The sequence below is a fragment of the Escherichia sp. MOD1-EC7003 genome (assembly GCF_002965065.1).
Lineage (GTDB): Bacteria > Pseudomonadota > Gammaproteobacteria > Enterobacterales > Enterobacteriaceae > Escherichia.
Genome location: NZ_PTRE01000039.1, coordinates 48,322 through 66,311, shown reverse-complemented (window position 1 = coordinate 66,311; position 17,990 = coordinate 48,322). Strand labels below are relative to the sequence as shown.

Below are 17,990 nucleotides of genomic sequence, written 5' to 3'. Positions count from 1 at the left end.
TAAATTCTTATATAGGCGTACAACGTGTACTACTTAACGGTGTTATTCGCGAGGTGAATACAATGAAGCTTTCAAATATCGTCACAGTTATAATTCTTGCAATTTCCAGTACGCTAACCCCCCAGGCGATGGCAGAAAAATTGATTCCTGAAACAAATGCTGAGTTGTTGGTCTGGTCTGATGCAGCAAGCGCGGAATATATGAAATATGCAGCAAAGGAATTTAATAAAGATTTTGGCTACAAGGTAAAGTTTACATTTCGCAATATAGCCCCAATGGATGCAGCGTCAAGAATTATGCAGGATGGTGGTACGACTCGTGTAGCTGATGTAGCTGAAATTGAACATGATACCTTGGGGCGGTTAGTCGTTGCTGGCGGGGTTATGGAAAACATGGTCTCAGCTGAGCGGATTGAGAAAACATTTATTCCAGGCGCAGTATCGGCAGCTACATATAATAACATCAGCTATGGTTTTCCTGTAAGTTTCGCAACGCTGGCGCTTTTCTATAATAAGGATTTGTTAAACACCGCACCAAAAACATTCGAAGAAATTAATACTTTCAGTGAAAAGTTTAATAATTCATCTGAGCATAAATATGCTCTGCTGTGGGATGTACAAAATTATTATGTTTCACGTATGTTTATTACCTTATATGGTGCCAACGAATTCGGTAAAACCGGTAACGACCCCAAAGCTTTAGGCATCTCTTCATCTGAAGCGAAGAAAGGGCTAGAGACAATGAAACGCTTAAAGAAAGCGAATCCCTCTAATCCTCTTGATATGGGAAATCCACAAGTTCTAAGAGGTCTGTTTAATGAAGGAAAAGTTGCTGCTGTAATCGACGGACCTTGGTCCATACAAGGTTACATTGACAGCGGAATCAATTTTGGCGTAACACGCATCCCAACATTAGATGGTCATCAGCCTCGCTCATTTTCAACAGTACGGCTGGCCGTTGTAAGCTCATTTACCGAATATCCTCATGCCGCTGAATTATTCGCTGACTACCTGACAACGGATAAGATGTTGATGAAGCGTTATGAAATGACGAATCTCATTCCACCAGTCGATTCGCTTATGAAAAAAATTAGCCAGACAGGTAGTGAAGCTATAAAAGCAATTATTGCTCAAGCTAATTACTCTGACGCAATGCCATCAATACCGGAAATGTCTTATCTATGGTCTCCAATGACTAATGCTATTTTGGCTACCTGGGTTGAGAATAAGACACCGGATGAAGTTTTAAATTATGCACATACAATTATTGAAGAACAACTTTCGCTTCAGGAGTAATTGTGAATACTAAACAACTGAAAATGAAGAGTGCACCTGTGCTACCTATTTCCTGTTTGATTATAGGCGGGACTCAGTTATCACGTCATTATTATGTGAAAGGCGGGATATTCTTTGCAATACAAGTATGTTTTTTGCTTTATCTTTCCGAGATTGTGCATACATTAATAGGGTTGTTCACATTAGGTGATGTCGCGCAAATTCGAAAAGGGTTGACTGTCATTCAGGGTGACAATTCTATATTTATGCTTGTAGAAGGCGTGATAGCGACAATTATTGTTGGCTTATTCACCACGATTTATATCCTTAATATTAAAGATGCGCGGAACTCATCTTATTGCCATCTGACTTTTAAACAACAGTTATATAAAGTCTATGAGGATAAATTTGCATTTATAGTCCTAACGCCCGCATTTTTAGCGAGTATAGCATTCATCGTTTTACCTATTGTAATTACAGTTCTTGTATCCTTTACAAACTATGCTGCGCCAAATCACATCCCACCAAAGAACCTGGTTGATTGGGTTGGGATTAAAAATTTTATTATGTTGTTTAAGTTTAAAATATGGTCTGATACGTTTCTAGGTGTTGCTCTCTGGACATTCATTTGGGCAATTTGCGCTACGGTTTTTACCTTCAGTTTTGGCTTTGTTCTGGCTTTAGCACTGGCTAAAAAAGATATACGTTTCGCAAAAGTCTGGCGATTGATATTTATACTACCATATGCCATACCCACATTTGTAACGTTACTTATTTTCCGTCTTCTTTTAAATGGAATTGGTCCGGTTAACTCGTTTCTGAACAGTATCGGTATGAATTCAATTGATTTTCTGTCGGTTCCATTAAATGCAAAAATAACAGTAATTGCCGTATGTGTTTGGGTAGGGGCACCGTATTTTATGCTATTGATCGCGGGTGCATTAACCAACATATCACGAGATTTGTATGAGGCTAGTGAGGTCGATGGCGCAACTAAGTGGCAACAATTTAAGGAAATTACATTGCCAATGGTGTTACATCAGATTGCGCCAACTCTGGTAATGACATTTGCATACAACTTCAATAATTTTGGTGCAATTTATCTTCTGACTGAAGGTGGTCCGACTAATCCGGAATATAGATTTGCTGGGCATACAGATATTTTTATTACCTGGATTTATAAACTTACATTGAATTTTCAGCAATATCATATAGCGTCTGTAATCTCTATCATAATATTTATCTTCTTATCGGTTATAGCAATATGGCAATTCAGACGGATGAAATCATTTAAAGATGATGTAGGGATGTAACTATGGATAAATCTTTACGTAAAATATCAACGCTCGTCGTTTATCTTTTTTTAATCTGCAACTCCATTGTTGTGCTTGGGCCAGTGATATGGACGATAATGGCATCTTTTAAAAAAGGGAATAATCTATTTAGTTCCACATTTAGTGGCATCGAGTTTACATTTGATCACTACATAACGTTGTTCACAGATACGCCATATATGCAGTGGTATTTAAACACGTTCATACTTGCAACCGCTAACATGTTAATTTCACTGGTCGTTGTGACAATGACTGCCTACGTTTTTTCACGGTATCGATTTCGTGGAAAGCGTAATACTTTAATGAGTATTATTGTATTGCAGATGTTTCCTGCATTTTTATCAATGACTGCCATTTATATCCTGCTTTCAAAGGCCAATTTGATAGACACATATACTGGATTGCTTCTGGTTTATGTAACCGGTTCATTGCCCTTCATGACGTGGTTGGTAAAAGGTTATTTTGATGCTATTCCAACTTCTTTGGATGAGGCCGCTAAGATAGATGGAGCTGGGCATCTGACTATTTTTATTCAGATAATATTGCCATTGGCTAAGCCGATTCTCGTTTTCGTTGGATTAGTTTCGTTCACTGGACCATGGATGGACTTCATTTTGCCAACGTTGGTGCTTCGTAGTGAGGATAAAATGACCCTGGCGATTGGCATTTTTAGTTGGATTGCTTCTAATTCAGCAGAGAATTATACGCTTTTTGCTGCTGGGGCGCTTTTAGTTGCAGTACCTATCACGTTGTTATTTGTTTTCACACAGAAGCATATAACTACTGGACTTGTTAGCGGTGCCGTTAAGGAATAATTTAGGGATTAGTATTTATGATTACAGTTAGTTCGTTAAAACACTCAGCAAAAAGTGAAGATAGCTATGCTTATGATAACGAAACTTTGCATGTACGGTTACGCACATTAAGAGGAGAAGTTGATAAAGTTATTCTCTGGATAGGCGATCCATATAATTGGGCTGAAGGTGGTCTTGACGGCGGTAACATGGCGGGGACAGAAGCGTTCGGATGGATTGGCGGCAACGAGATCGAGATGGAACAAGAAGCTGTCACCGAATTTCATGATCACTGGTTTGCAGTGTTCAAACCTCAAAAACGCCGTTGCCGTTACGGTTTTATACTTTTTGGGAAAGAGGGAGAGAAGTTTCTTTTTGGTGAGAAAAGGTGTGTTGATATCAGTTCACTGGAGTGCGAAGAACGAGAGTTAAGCCGCTTAAATAACTTTTTTTGCTTCCCTTATCTTAATAAAATTGACGTTCTAAATACGCCCTCCTGGGTAAAAAATACGGTATGGTATCAAATTTTTCCAGATCGTTTCTGTAATGGCAGACCTGAAATATCTCCAGAAGGGGTAGAACCGTGGGGCAGTACACCGACTTCATTCAATTTTATGGGTGGGGATCTGTGGGGGGTTATTGATAAACTCGATTATCTGGAAGATCTGGGTATTAATGGGATTTATTTTTGTCCTATTTTTACCTCAGCTTCCAACCATAAATATGACACAATTGATCATTTCAGTGTAGATCCACATTTAGGTGGGAATATTGCTTTCCATACTTTGATTGAAGAAGCGCATAAGCGTGGAATAAAAATTATGTTGGATGCAGTATTCAATCATTTAGGAGCTGACTCTCCAATATGGCTTGACGTTGTACGCAATGGTGCCAAATCACGTTACGCCGATTGGTTCTGGATTCATAAATTTCCTGTTTATCCCGATACTCCAAAAAGTGAATGGGATTTTAAAAATTTTAACTATGAAACATTTGGCAATGTCATTGAAATGCCCAAGCTAAATACTGAGAATGAAGAGTGCCGTGAATACTTACTTAGTATCGTTCGCTATTGGACGCAAAATTTTGATATTGATGGTTGGCGTCTGGATGTCGCGAATGAAGTGGATCATCATTTCTGGCGAGGTTTCAGAAAGGTGATTAAAGATATCAAATCTGAATGTTATATTTTGGGTGAGATATGGCATGAGGGCACCCCCTGGTTGCGTGGTGATCAGTTTGATTCATTAATGAACTATCCCTTAACATATGGGATTATTGATTATTTTGCGTTACAGGATACAACAAAACAAGAATTTATGACATCCGTCACACGTTCTTATCTTTGTTATCCTAAAAATATAACTGAAGTTATGTTTAATCTTCTGGATAGTCATGACACCGCTCGTATTTTAAGCGTTTGTTTGAATGATAAACGAAAAGTTAAACTCGCCTATTTATTTATGTTAACTCAAGCTGGCTCTCCTTGTATCTACTACGGTAGCGAAATAGGAATCGATGGTTTTAAATCAATGACGCTTGAGAACAATAGAAAATGTATGATGTGGGATGAAAACAAACAAGATCTTGAATTACGGCAATTTATACGTTGGTTAATACGTCTACGTAAAAAACATCCACAATGGTGTGAGGCATCAATACAATGGAAAGACGTTGAACATCCCACGGTGATCGCTTATCAACGTGATAACATCACTTTCTTCTTAAATAATAGTGAGGATACTGCCAGCTTTATTTATGACGGAAGAAGTATGGATATCTCCGGTTTCAGTTATGAAATTGAAGGTTTACCTGCTGCTGATCTTTATAATTTTTAAATTTCTATTAGGATATTTGTTATGATAATTGATGCACACACTCATATTGGTGACTTTGTGAAAATCCGTATGCCAGAAGATGTTTTTCTGGCATCTCTGGACAAGTATAATATTGATTTTGCGTTATGTTCTTGTGGATCTGCCGTAGAAGTTGACCATGACCAGAAACCGATTCCGGATGAAGATCAAGTTACACAGCATGATAATAATGAACGTATGCTCAGACTTGTTCGTCAACATTCAAAGCGAATTGGCGCGTTTATGTGGATTAAGCCTCGTCTGGAAAGTTGTGATCAAGACTTTGAAGATATGATTGCCAGCAATCGAGATATCATTTATGGCATCAAAGTTCATCCATATCATTCAAAAATGGCTTTCAACTCAGAAAAAGTTCAGGATTATATACGCCTTGCTCAAAAATATGATCTCCCGGTAGTTAGCCATACTTCTAATGATTATGAATCCAGCCCACAGTTGGTTTATGAGATGGCACTTAAGTATCCAGACGTGAATTTTGTAATGTGTCATATGGGGCTCGCGACAGATAATCAGGAAGCAATCGAATTGATTGCAAAGCTTCCTAATCTCTATGGCGATACTGCGTGGGTTAGGGCGGATATGGTTTACCTGGCGATAAAAATCTGTGGTAGTGATAAGATTTTATTCGGTACCGATAATCCTATTAATGGACTAGATACGTACAATGATGATGATTATTATAATAAGTATTTTACTGAATTAAAAAGTAAATTAACGCAAAGTGAATTTGAACAACTTATGTTTACGAATGCGAAAAAACTTTTTAAGATAAAAATATAGGTGTTAGCCATTTCTAAGTGCTCCCATATATAATGTGGTAGGGGAGTACTTAGATGTTATATTTATTTTTTTATTGAGATTAATTTAAATCATGAACGATATTGAGAGCTATGGGAATCGCTATCATGTGTTGCAATCCTTTCCTATGCCACAATTGGCAAGTAGTCGCGAAATAAGAATATTACTGCCTGCGTCCTATTATGAATCTGATGTCAGTTACCCTGTGTTGTATATGCACGATGGGCAAAATTTATTTGATAAATCTGTATCTTTTGGTCCACATGTATGGGATATACCTGAGGCGGTAGATGCTTTTTTCCCAAATTCACAATACGATGGTGTTATCATTGTGGGGATTGATAATGCATCGTCTCATGGTAAATTCAGCCGTATGGATGAGTATTCTCCATGGCCGCGAAACACATCTTTTCCCTTACCTGGCTGGGACCCTGATGTGGATTATAGTGGAGGAAAAGGTGCGCTGTATGTTGATTTTATTGTGAACACGCTCAAGAACTATATTGACAGCAATTTTCGAACTCTCCCAGATCGTAATAATACAGCGATAGCAGGTAGTTCTATGGGGGCGTACATCAGTTTGTTTGCCGCAATTCTTAGTCAGGATGTTTTTTCAAAAGTTGGCGTTTTTTCGCCGGCACTATGGTTTAATGACAGCGCAATGCTGAATTTTATTAAGGACAACAATATAGTTGAAAATCTTACCCTGTATCTCGATGTCGGTACGCAGGAAACCAGTGGTATGCACGAAGACTTTCCTGAAATTTATATTTCCGGTGCTGAAAAATTATGCGCGAGTCTTCGTAAACAACGCAATGTAACTATGGACTATCACCTATGGGGAGGTCATACCCACTCTGAGTCTGCATGGGCAAAACGCTTCCCAGAGATGTTGAAATTATTTTATTGCTGATGAAACATGTGGAGGATGTTGAATGCATCATATTAAAACAGCCGCAGATCTTAATTGTTTTTTAAATTCAATGGTTGCCGTTTCGCAGCCAACTGTTGATAAAATCATTTTTGGTGCTGAAGCGACACTAATTAATAAAATTGGTACCTGCTGGATTGCCTCAATGGATGTTTTAAGAAAAGCTGTTTCTGAAGGTGTTAATATCATTATTACTCATGAACCTACATTTTATTCTTATGCTGATCTGGAGGGTGAAGATCTTGAGTTTTCATGGGCCAGAAAAGTAATGGGTTATACTCAAGGTGAACTCAGTTATTTAAATATAATTGAGCAAAAAAAGGAGTTTATGCATAAAAATAATTTGGTAATCATTCGTTGTCATGATGTCATGGATCGAGAACCTACGTTCGGAATGTCTAAGGCTTTGGCTCAGCAGTTAGAATTGGATGTTACAAATATTGTTGCTTCTGATGATATGTACCATATATATGCTATAGAACCTGACAGTGCCATTAATCTTACCAAACGTTTTGCCAAAAATTTTAAAGTTTATAATCTTCCTGGTATCCAATTTTATGGAGATAAAGACAGAGTAGTCAGAACTGTTGGGATAGGGGCAGGCTGTTTTTGTGATCCAATACAATATATGGAATATCAGGCTGATTATTATATTACGATTAACGATTCAATTAAAACATGGGTGCAGACACAATACTCAAAAGATAGTGGATTACCGATGGCTGTTATTGGACATAGTGTTGCAGAGGAAGCGGGTATGCGATGTCTTGCAAACTATTTAGATCTCCATTCAGGCTATCCCTGCATTCATTTTACAGCGGGCTGTGATTATGATTGGATTGAATGAGTAGTCCTAATTTATGTGTAGCTAAATACCCCGGTCATCAGCGGCCGGGGCAGGTGAGATTACTCTACCGTTAAAATACGCGTGGTATTAGTTGAACCCACGGTACTCATCACGTCGCCCTGGGTGACAATCACCAGGTCACCAGACATCAAGTAACCTTTATCGCGCAGCAGATTAACCGCTTCGCTGGCAGCTGCTACGCCGTCATTAGCGCTATCAAAGTGCACCGGCGTAACGCCACGATAGAGAGCAGCCAGATTCAGCGTACGTTCATGGCGCGACATGGCGAAAATCGGTAGACCGGAGCTGATACGGGAGGTCATCAGCGCAGTACGACCCGATTCGGTCATGGTGATGATCGCAGTAACGCCCTTCAGGTGGTTAGCCGCGTACATTGCTGACATGGCAATAGCTTCTTCCACATTGTCGAACTGAACGTCCAGACGGTGTTTAGAAACGTTGATGCTTGGGATTTTTTCCGCACCCAGGCAAACGCGTGCCATTGCTGCAACGGTTTCTGACGGATACTGACCAGCAGCAGTTTCTGCAGACAGCATCACGGCGTCAGTACCATCCAGAACGGCGTTTGCTACGTCCATGACTTCTGCTCGCGTCGGCATCGGGTTCGTAATCATTGACTCCATCATCTGAGTCGCAGTGATTACCGCGCGGTTAAGCTGACGCGCACGACGGATCAACGCTTTCTGAATGCCGACCAGTTCCGGGTCGCCAATTTCCACACCGAGGTCGCCACGAGCAACCATGACCACGTCAGAGGCGAGGATAATGTCATCCATTGCATCCTGACTGCAAACGGCTTCCGCACGTTCAACCTTGGCAACAATTTTCGCATCACACCCAGCATCGCGTGCCAGGCGACGGGCGTAGTTCAGATCTTCACCGCAGCGTGGGAAGGAAACAGCCAGGTAATCTACACCAATCAACGCCGCAGTCTTAATGTCTGCTTTGTCTTTTTCGGTCAACGCTTCAGCCGACAAACCGCCGCCAAGTTTGTTGATACCTTTATTGTTGGAGAGGGGACCACCGACGGTTACTTCGGTGAACACTTTCATGTCCTGAACTTCCAGTACTTTTAACTGGACGCGACCATCGTCCAGCAGCAGGATGTCACCAGGCACGACGTCAGCAGGCAGACCTTTGTAGTCGATACCGACTTTTTCTTTGTCGCCTTCACCTTTACCCAGGTTGGCGTCGAGCAGGAATTTATCCCCAATATTGAGGAAAACTTTGCCTTCTTTAAAGGTGGATACACGGATTTTGGGTCCCTGGAGGTCACCCAGAATAGCCACATGACGCCCCAGTTTTGCGGCAATCTCACGAACTTTATCCGCGCGCATTTTGTGATCTTCAGGCGAGCCGTGAGAAAAGTTCATACGTACAACGTTTGCACCCGCAGCGATAACCTTTTCAAGGTTATTATCGCGATCTGTTGCTGGGCCTAACGTGGTAACGATTTTTGTTCTGCGAAGCCTTCTGGACATGTAATACTCCGTTGACTGAAACAACCAGGTGTTGCTTGAACATGAAATCCGAATGAAATAACGCCGTGATGGCGATAAATTAATCTCATCCGGATATCGTATAAGATTAGAACAGTGACAGTCGTTTTTAGCGATCGTCACTTAAATTAAGTGACTACTTATCAAAACGCGATTCCTTCAGCGCTTCCTTGACCCGCTTCAAGTTATCTCTGAATTTTGCGCCGCGTCGCAAAGTAAAACCTGTTGCCAGCACATCTATCACGGTCAACTGCGCAAGTCGAGAAACCATGGGCATATAAATGTCAGTATCTTCCGGTACGTCGAGGGTAATTGCCAGCGTTGCTTCCCGGGCGAGCGGGGTCCCCGCAGAGGTGAGGGCAATCACCATGGCGTCGTTCTCGCGTGCCAGCTGCGCCAGCTCGACCAGATTTTTTGTTCTCCCAGTGTGAGAAATCAGCACTACTACGTCTCCGTCGCTACAATTCATACAACTCATGCGTTGCAGCACGATATCATCGGAGTACACCACCGGAACATTAAAACGAAAGAACTTATTCATCGCATCGTGGGCAACGGCGGCAGAAGAGCCTAATCCGAAAAAGGCGATTTTTTTGGCCTGAGTGAGCAAGTCGACGGCGCGGTTGACGGCAGATTTATCCAGTGAATGACGGACATGATCGAGCGTTGCCATTGCGGACTCAAATATTTTTCCCGTGTATGATTCAACGCTGTCATCTTCATTGACGTTGCGATTAACATAGGGGGTGCCGTTCGCCAGACTTTGTGCCAGATGAAGTTTAAAGTCAGGAAAACCGCGTGTGTCCATGCTGCGACAGAAACGATTCACCGTCGGCTCGCTAACATTGGCCTCCAGCGCCAGAGTAGCAATACTCGAATAGATTGCGTTATCGGGCGAAGCCAGAATGACCTCGGCAACTTTGCGCTCTGATTTGCTCAAATGTTCCAGCTGAGACTGGATTTTTTCCAGCATATTCATGATGTAAAGAGACTCACGAGTAATGACGATTTCCGCATTGAAAGAAATCGAAATGCAGTTTTGTCAGATATTACGCCTGTGTGCAGTGTTAATGACAAAAGCAGATAAAAAAGTTGTTATTTTTTTTCATAACATGATCAGTGTCAGATTTTTACCCAATGGAAAACGATGATTTTTTTATCAGTTTTGCCGCACTTTGCGCGCTTTTGCCGTAATCGCACGGGTGGATAAGCGTTTACAGTTTTCGCAAGCTCGTAAAAGCAGTACAGTGCACCGTAAGAAAATTACAAGTATACCCTGGCTTAAGTACCGGGTTAGTTAACTTAAGGAGAATGACATGGCGGTAACGCAAACAGCCCAGGCCTGTGACCTGGTCATTTTCGGCGCGAAAGGCGACCTTGCGCGTCGTAAATTGCTGCCCTCCCTGTATCAACTGGAAAAAGCCGGTCAGCTCAACCCGGACACCCGGATTATCGGCGTAGGGCGTGCTGAGTGGGATAAAGCGGCATATACCAAAGTTGTCCGCGAGGCGCTCGAAACTTTCATGAAAGAAACCATTGATGAAGGTTTATGGGACACCCTGAGTGCACGTCTGGATTTTTGTAATCTCGATGTCAATGACACAGCTGCATTCAGCCGTCTCGGCGCGATGCTGGATCAAAAAAATCGTATCACCATTAACTACTTTGCCATGCCGCCCAGCACTTTTGGCGCAATCTGTAAAGGGCTTGGTGAGGCAAAACTGAATGCTAAACCGGCACGTGTAGTCATGGAGAAACCGCTGGGGACGTCGCTGGCGACCTCGCGTGAAATCAATGATCAAGTCGGTGAATACTTCGAGGAGTGCCAGGTTTATCGCATCGACCATTACCTCGGAAAAGAAACGGTACTTAACTTGTTGGCGCTGCGTTTTGCTAACTCCCTGTTTGTGAACAACTGGGACAATCGCACCATTGATCATGTTGAGATTACGGTGGCAGAAGAAGTGGGGATCGAAGGGCGCTGGGGCTATTTTGATAAAGCGGGTCAGATGCGCGACATGATCCAGAACCACCTGCTACAAATTCTCTGCATGATTGCGATGTCTCCGCCATCTGACCTGAGTGCAGATAGCATCCGCGATGAAAAAGTCAAAGTACTGAAGTCTCTGCGCCGCATTGACCGCTCCAACGTACGCGAAAAAACCGTACGCGGGCAATACACTGCGGGCTTCGCCCAGGGTAAAAAAGTGCCGGGCTATCTGGAAGAAGAGGGCGCGAACAAGAGCAGCAATACAGAAACCTTCGTGGCGATCCGCGTCGACATCGACAACTGGCGCTGGGCCGGTGTACCGTTCTACCTGCGTACAGGTAAACGTCTGCCGACCAAATGTTCTGAAGTTGTGGTCTATTTCAAAACACCTGAACTGAATCTGTTTAAAGAGTCGTGGCAGGATCTGCCGCAAAATAAACTGACTATCCGTCTGCAACCTGATGAAGGCGTGGATATCCAGGTACTGAATAAAGTTCCTGGTCTCGACCACAAGCATAACCTGCAAATCACCAAGCTGGATCTGAGCTATTCAGAAACCTTTAATCAGACGCATCTGGCAGATGCCTATGAACGCCTGCTGCTGGAAACCATGCGCGGTATTCAGGCCCTGTTTGTACGTCGTGATGAAGTGGAAGAAGCCTGGAAATGGGTAGACTCCATTACTGAGGCGTGGGCGATGGACAATGATGCGCCGAAACCGTATCAAGCCGGAACGTGGGGACCGGTTGCCTCGGTGGCGATGATTACCCGTGATGGTCGTTCCTGGAATGAGTTTGAATAATATCTGTACTCATCCTTTATGGGTATTTTACCGGTAACATGATCTTGCACAGATTGTAGAACAATTTTTACACTTTCAGGCCTCGTGTGGATTCACCCACGAGGCTTTTTTTATTACACTGACTGAAACGTTTTTGCCCTATGAGCTCCGGTTACAGGCGTTTCAGTCATAATTTCCATGTATGAAACGCGTTGTGAATCATCCTGCTCTGACAACTCAATTTCAGGAGCCTTTATGAATCCACAATTGTTACGCGTAACAAAGCGCATCATTGAACGTTCGCGCGAGACTCGCTCTGCTTATCTCGCCCGGATAGAACAAGCGAAAACTTCGACCGTTCATCGTTCGCAGTTGGCATGCGGTAACCTGGCACACGGTTTCGCTGCCTGCCAGCCAGAAGACAAAACCTCTTTAAAAAGCATGTTGCGTAACAATATCGCCATCATTACCTCCTATAACGACATGCTCTCCGCACACCAGCCTTACGAACACTATCCAGAAATCATTCGTAAAGCCCTGCATGAAGCGAACGCGGTTGGTCAGGTTGCGGGCGGTGTTCCGGCGATGTGTGATGGCGTCACCCAGGGGCAGGATGGAATGGAATTGTCGCTGTTAAGCCGCGAAGTGATCGCGATGTCTGCGGCGGTGGGGTTGTCCCATAACATGCTTGATGGTGCTCTGTTCCTCGGTGTGTGCGACAAGATTGTCCCAGGGCTGGCAATGGCAGCACTGTCATTCGGTCATTTGCCTGCGGTGTTTGTGCCGTCTGGTCCGATGGCAAGCGGTTTACCAAATAAAGAAAAAGTGCGTATTCGCCAGCTTTATGCCGAAGGTAAAGTGGACCGTATGGCACTACTGGAGTCAGAAGCTGCGTCTTATCATGCGCCGGGGACATGTACTTTCTACGGTACTGCTAACACCAACCAGATGGTGGTGGAGTTTATGGGGATGCAGTTGCCTGGCTCTTCTTTTGTTCATCCGGACACCCCGCTGCGCAATGCGTTGACCGCTGCAGCTGCGCGTCAGGTTACACGCATGACCGGTAATGGTAATGAATGGATGCCGATCGGTAAGATGATCGATGAGAAAGTGGTGGTGAACGGCATCGTTGCACTGTTGGCGACGGGGGGGTCCACTAACCACACCATGCACCTGGTGGCGATGGCACGTGCGGCCGGTATTCAGATTAACTGGGATGACTTCTCTGATCTTTCTGATGTTGTACCGCTGATGGCGCGTCTCTACCCGAATGGTCCGGCCGATATTAACCACTTTCAGGCGGCGGGTGGTGTACCGGTTCTGGTGCGTGAACTGCTCAAAGCTGGCCTGTTGCATGAAGATGTCAATACGGTGGCGGGCTTTGGTCTGTCTCGTTATACCCTTGAACCATGGCTGAATAATGGTGAACTGGACTGGCGGGAAGGGGCAGAAAAATCACTCGACAGCAACGTGATAGCGTCCTTCGAACACCCTTTCTCTCATCATGGTGGGACAAAAGTGTTAAGCGGTAACCTGGGCCGTGCAGTTATGAAAACGTCTGCTGTGCCGGTTGAGAACCAGGTAATTGAAGCGCCAGCGGTTGTTTTTGAAAGCCAACATGACGTTATGCCGGCCTTTGAAGCGGGGTTGCTGGACCGCGATTGTGTCGTCGTTGTTCGTCATCAGGGGCCAAAAGCGAACGGAATGCCAGAATTACATAAACTCATGCCGCCACTTGGTGTATTATTGGACCGGTGTTTCAAAATTGCGTTAGTTACCGATGGACGACTCTCCGGCGCTTCAGGTAAAGTGCCGTCAGCTATCCATGTAACACCAGAAGCCTACGATGGCGGGCTGCTGGCAAAAGTGCGCGACGGGGACATCATTCGTGTGAATGGACAGACAGGCGAACTGATGCTGCTGGTAGACGACGCGGAACTGGCTGCTCGCGAGCCGCACATTCCTGACCTGAGCGCGTCACGCGTGGGAACAGGACGTGAATTATTCAGCGCCTTACGTGAAAAACTGTCCGGTGCCGAACAGGGCGCAACCTGTATCACTTTTTAAGACGACAAATTTGTAATCAGGCGAGAGAAAACTCTGATGAAAAACTGGAAAACAAGTGCAGAATCAATCCTGACCACCGGCCCGGTTGTACCGGTTATCGTGGTAAAAAAACTGGAACACGCGGTGCCGATGGCAAAAGCGCTGGTCGCAGGTGGCGTACGCGTTCTGGAAGTGACTCTGCGTACCGAGTGTGCAGTTGACGCTATCCGTGCTATCGCCAAAGAAGTGCCGGAAGCGATTGTGGGTGCCGGTACGGTGCTGAATCCACAGCAGCTGGCAGAAGTCACTGAAGCGGGGGCACAGTTCGCAATTAGCCCGGGGCTGACTGAGCCGCTGCTGAAAGCCGCTACCGAAGGGACTATTCCTCTGATTCCGGGGATCAGCACTGTTTCTGAACTGATGCTGGGTATGGACTACGGTTTGAAAGAGTTCAAATTCTTCCCGGCTGAAGCTAACGGCGGTGTGAAAGCCCTGCAGGCAATTGCTGGCCCGTTCTCCCAGGTCCGTTTCTGCCCGACAGGGGGCATTTCTCCGGCTAACTACCGTGACTACCTGGCGCTGAAAAGCGTGCTGTGCATCGGTGGTTCCTGGCTGGTTCCGGCAGATGCGTTGGAAGCGGGCGATTACGACCGCATTACTAAGCTGGCGCGTGAAGCTGTAGAAGGCGCTAAGCTGTAAAAGTCAAAATGCCCGATCGTGAATCGGGCATTTTTGTAGCGTTTTTTGCCGGGGTTAACCTTGTACTTTTACCTGTGCAGCGGCGTGTTTTGCGCGCTCAATCGCTTCATCAACACTCTCAGCGGTCGCCAGCGCGACACCCATACGGCGGCAGCCATCAATTTCCGGCTTACCAAATAAACGAATCTGCAAACCTGTGCCTACGGCATTCTGCACATTATCAAACGTGACATTCTGACTGGTCAGTTGTGGCAGGATCACGGCAGAAGCGGCAGGACCATACTGACGGATCCCGCCAACCGGAAGTCCGAGGAAGGCTCGCACATGCAGGGCAAACTCCGAGAGATCCTGAGAAATTAACGTCACCATCCCGGTGTCATGTGGGCGAGGGGAGACCTCACTGAAAATCACCTCATCACCACAGACAAACAGCTCGACACCAAACAGACCATAACCGCCCAGTGCCAGCACCACTTTACGGGCAATCTCCTGCGCACGTTCCAGAGCCAGCTGACTCATTTGCTGTGGTTGCCAGGATTCACGATAGTCACCATCTTCCTGGCGATGACCTACTGGTGCACAGAAATGGACGCCATCTACCGCGCTGATGGTGAGCAGGGTAATTTCGAAGTCAAACTTAACGACGCCTTCAACAATCACGCGACCCGCTCCGGCACGTCCACCTTGTTGAGCGTATTCCCACGCATGCGTAAGCTGCTCGGCAGAACGAATAAATGTCTGACCTTTGCCGGAAGAGCTCATCACCGGTTTAACAATGCAGGGATAGCCGATGTCGGCAACCGCCTCGCGGAAAAGGCTTTCGCTATCGGCAAAACGGTAAGTTGAAGTGGGCAGCTGCAGCTCCTCTGCCGCCAGGCGACGGATACCCTCGCGATTCATCGTTAATTTCGTTGCGCGAGCGCAGGGGACAACATTCAGTCCTTCCTCTTCAAGTTGGAGCAGCATATCGGTGGCAATAGCTTCGATCTCCGGCACGATATAATGTGGTTTTTCCAGTTCAACCACACGGCGTAATGCATCACCATCAAGCATATTAATGACATGGGAGCGATGCGCGACATGCATGGCTGGCGCGTCGGCATAGCGATCGACGGCAATCACCTCTACGCCGAGGCGCTGACACTCGATTGCCACTTCTTTACCCAGTTCTCCGGAGCCTAATAACATCACGCGAGTTGCTGCCGGACGCAGCGCAGTGCCTAATAACGTCATAACGAATATCCCCTGATTAATTCCGCGCGCAGTATAAACGAAAACGTTTGCGCATGTCTTTATTGTTGATATTGATTTCCCGGCTGAAAAGAAATATACTGTATAAAATTACAGTTATTGTGAGAGGCTGCAAATGGCGGTTGAAGTTAAATACGTAGTCATTCGTGAGGGCGAAGAGAAAATGTCGTTTACCAGCAAAAAGGAAGCCGATGCTTATGACAAAATGCTTGATACGGCAGATCTGCTCGACACCTGGCTGACAAATTCTCCAGTGCAAATGGAAGACGAGCAACGTGAAGCCCTTTCGCTATGGCTGGCAGAACAAAAAGATGTGTTGAGCACTATTCTGAAAACCGGCAAATTACCGTCCCCACAGGTAGTTGGTGCTGATTCTGAAGAGGATGATGCGTCACACGCGGCCTGAAGCAACTTGCGCTCCTGACAATTTGTACCATGCTTTCTCCTGAATCATTGTGCTATGGAGAAAAACATGAAAAAAAGAGGGGCCTTTTTAGGGCTGTTGTTGGTTTCTGCCTGCGCATCAGTTTTCGCTGCGAATAATGAAACCAGCAAGTCGGTCACTTTCCCAAAGTGTGAAGGTCTGGATGCTGCCGGAATTGCCGCGAGCGTAAAACGTGATTATCAACAAAATCGCGTGGCGCGCTGGGCTGACGATCAAAAAATTGTCGGTCAGGCCGATCCCGTGGCATGGGTCAGTTTGCAGGACATCCAGGGTCAAGATGATAAATGGTCAGTTCCGCTGACCGTACGTGGCAAAAGTGCTGATATTCATTACCTGGTCAGCGTGGACTGCAAAGCGGGAATGGCAGAATATCAGCGGCGTTAATGACTTCTGATAATTCGATTGATCGTTGGTAGATGCGGCGCGAGTGCCTTGTCTGCCCTACAACGCACCAAAATCGTAGGCCTGATAAGACGCAACTGCGTTGCATCGGGCAATTAGCATTAAACAATGCCACTCAAAACGTCAAACCACCATCACCAAAATACCCCTTCCCGCCGATATACAGTAAACACCTTACCTTGTGCGAATTTCTTTTAATAATGGCCTTACGCCCCCGCTTATTTGCGCATCTTTTGCCTCGATATACACTTTCTGACATCCTCATCCGTTATGCTACAGGCACTAAAAATAGTTATTGAGGAACAAATATGGCTAACTGGTTAAATCAGCTACAATCCCTGCTTGGGCAAGGCAGTTCTTCTACCTCCTCGTCTACGGATCAAGGATTGGGCAAACTTTTAGTACCAGGCGCATTAGGTGGACTGGCTGGGCTGCTGGTCGCAAATAAATCAGCACGGAAACTTCTCACGAAATATGGTACTAACGCGTTGCTGGTTGGCGGTGGAGCGGTAGCGGGCACGGTGCTGTGGAATAAATACAAAGATAAAATTCGTGCGGCGCATCAGGACGAACCGCAGTTTGGCGCGCAAAGTACGCCACTGGATGAGCGTACGGAACGTTTGATCCTTGCGCTGGTCTTTGCCGCTAAAAGTGATGGTCATATTGATGCCAAAGAACGTGCGGCAATCGAGCAGCAATTGCGTGAAGCTGGCGTGGAAGAGCAGGGGCGTGTACTCATTGAGCAGGCAATCGAACAACCGCTGGATCCACAACGCCTGGCTACCGGAGTCCGCAATGAAGAAGAGGCGCTGGAAATCTACTTCCTGAGCTGCGCGGCTATTGATATTGACCATTTTATGGAGCGCAGTTACCTGAATGCACTGGGTGACGCGCTGAAAATTCCCCAGGATGTTCGTGAAGGCATTGAACGCGATCTCGAACAGCAGAAACGCACTTTGGTTGAATAATTCCACTCTCTGGATAGCCTGAAGTTGACTATT

At 45.2% G+C, this 17,990-nt stretch carries 16 protein-coding genes; 13 read left to right on the top strand and 3 right to left on the bottom strand.

Annotated elements, in window-relative coordinates:
- Positions 1 to 62: 62 nt before the first annotated feature.
- From A7090_RS07410 to A7090_RS07380, 7 genes are all read left to right on the top strand, one after another.
- Complete coding sequence (locus A7090_RS07410) at positions 63 to 1,295, top strand: sugar ABC transporter substrate-binding protein (RefSeq protein ID WP_105273528.1); 1,233 nt, start codon at positions 63 to 65, stop codon at positions 1,293 to 1,295.
- 2 nt (positions 1,296 to 1,297) lie between these two features.
- The gene (locus A7090_RS07405; RefSeq protein ID WP_198599575.1) at positions 1,298 to 2,587 is read left to right on the top strand and encodes a carbohydrate ABC transporter permease; all 1,290 of its coding nucleotides are present in this window, start codon (positions 1,298 to 1,300) and stop codon (positions 2,585 to 2,587) included.
- Between the two features lie 2 nt (positions 2,588 to 2,589).
- The gene (locus A7090_RS07400) at positions 2,590 to 3,423 is read left to right on the top strand and encodes a sugar ABC transporter permease (RefSeq protein ID WP_105273527.1); all 834 of its coding nucleotides are present in this window, start codon (positions 2,590 to 2,592) and stop codon (positions 3,421 to 3,423) included.
- 17 nt (positions 3,424 to 3,440) lie between these two features.
- Positions 3,441 to 5,240 carry a glycoside hydrolase family 13 protein gene (locus A7090_RS07395; protein ID WP_105273526.1) on the top strand — a complete coding sequence of 600 codons (1,800 nt, stop codon included), beginning with the start codon at positions 3,441 to 3,443 and terminating at the stop codon, positions 5,238 to 5,240.
- A gap of 21 nt (positions 5,241 to 5,261) precedes the next feature.
- The gene (locus A7090_RS07390) at positions 5,262 to 6,059 is read left to right on the top strand and encodes an amidohydrolase family protein (RefSeq protein WP_105273525.1); all 798 of its coding nucleotides are present in this window, start codon (positions 5,262 to 5,264) and stop codon (positions 6,057 to 6,059) included.
- 91 nt (positions 6,060 to 6,150) lie between these two features.
- Positions 6,151 to 6,990: an alpha/beta hydrolase gene (locus A7090_RS07385; RefSeq protein WP_105273524.1), complete on the top strand. Its 840-nt coding sequence runs from the start codon at positions 6,151 to 6,153 to the stop codon at positions 6,988 to 6,990.
- Positions 6,991 to 7,012: 22 nt separating this feature from the next.
- The gene (locus A7090_RS07380; protein ID WP_198599574.1) at positions 7,013 to 7,855 is read left to right on the top strand and encodes a Nif3-like dinuclear metal center hexameric protein; all 843 of its coding nucleotides are present in this window, start codon (positions 7,013 to 7,015) and stop codon (positions 7,853 to 7,855) included.
- A gap of 59 nt (positions 7,856 to 7,914) precedes the next feature.
- Here A7090_RS07380 and pyk read toward each other — a convergent pair whose 3' ends face one another.
- Both pyk and hexR read right to left on the bottom strand, forming a co-directional pair.
- Positions 7,915 to 9,357, bottom strand: a complete 1,443-nt coding sequence (gene pyk / locus A7090_RS07375; protein ID WP_105273522.1) for a pyruvate kinase — start codon at positions 9,355 to 9,357, stop codon at positions 7,915 to 7,917.
- A gap of 154 nt (positions 9,358 to 9,511) precedes the next feature.
- A complete protein-coding gene (gene hexR, locus A7090_RS07370; RefSeq protein ID WP_105273521.1) occupies positions 9,512 to 10,354 on the bottom strand; it encodes a DNA-binding transcriptional regulator HexR in 843 nt (280 codons plus the stop codon).
- 337 nt (positions 10,355 to 10,691) lie between these two features.
- Between hexR and zwf the strand changes: the two genes are divergently transcribed.
- From zwf to kdgA, 3 genes are all read left to right on the top strand, one after another.
- Positions 10,692 to 12,167 (top strand): glucose-6-phosphate dehydrogenase, encoded by a 1,476-nt coding sequence (gene zwf / locus A7090_RS07365; RefSeq protein ID WP_105273520.1) that lies wholly within the window; start codon positions 10,692 to 10,694, stop codon positions 12,165 to 12,167.
- A gap of 234 nt (positions 12,168 to 12,401) precedes the next feature.
- Positions 12,402 to 14,213, top strand: coding sequence for a phosphogluconate dehydratase (edd, locus tag A7090_RS07360; protein WP_105273519.1), 1,812 nt, complete (start codon positions 12,402 to 12,404; stop codon positions 14,211 to 14,213).
- A 36-nt stretch (positions 14,214 to 14,249) separates the two neighbouring features.
- On the top strand, positions 14,250 to 14,891 hold the full coding sequence (kdgA, locus tag A7090_RS07355) for a bifunctional 4-hydroxy-2-oxoglutarate aldolase/2-dehydro-3-deoxy-phosphogluconate aldolase (RefSeq protein ID WP_000800512.1): 642 nt from the start codon (positions 14,250 to 14,252) through the stop codon (positions 14,889 to 14,891).
- Between the two features lie 54 nt (positions 14,892 to 14,945).
- Here kdgA and purT read toward each other — a convergent pair whose 3' ends face one another.
- On the bottom strand, positions 14,946 to 16,124 hold the full coding sequence (gene purT, locus A7090_RS07350) for a formate-dependent phosphoribosylglycinamide formyltransferase (RefSeq protein WP_105273518.1): 1,179 nt from the start codon (positions 16,122 to 16,124) through the stop codon (positions 14,946 to 14,948).
- A 133-nt stretch (positions 16,125 to 16,257) separates the two neighbouring features.
- Between purT and yebG the strand changes: the two genes are divergently transcribed.
- From yebG to A7090_RS07335, 3 genes are all read left to right on the top strand, one after another.
- Positions 16,258 to 16,548, top strand: coding sequence for a DNA damage-inducible protein YebG (gene yebG, locus A7090_RS07345; RefSeq protein ID WP_105273517.1), 291 nt, complete (start codon positions 16,258 to 16,260; stop codon positions 16,546 to 16,548).
- Positions 16,549 to 16,614: 66 nt separating this feature from the next.
- Positions 16,615 to 16,971: a protein YebF gene (gene yebF, locus A7090_RS07340; protein ID WP_105273516.1), complete on the top strand. Its 357-nt coding sequence runs from the start codon at positions 16,615 to 16,617 to the stop codon at positions 16,969 to 16,971.
- A gap of 326 nt (positions 16,972 to 17,297) precedes the next feature.
- Positions 17,298 to 17,957, top strand: coding sequence for a tellurite resistance TerB family protein (locus A7090_RS07335; RefSeq protein ID WP_105273515.1), 660 nt, complete (start codon positions 17,298 to 17,300; stop codon positions 17,955 to 17,957).
- The last annotated feature ends 33 nt before the right edge of the window (positions 17,958 to 17,990 follow it).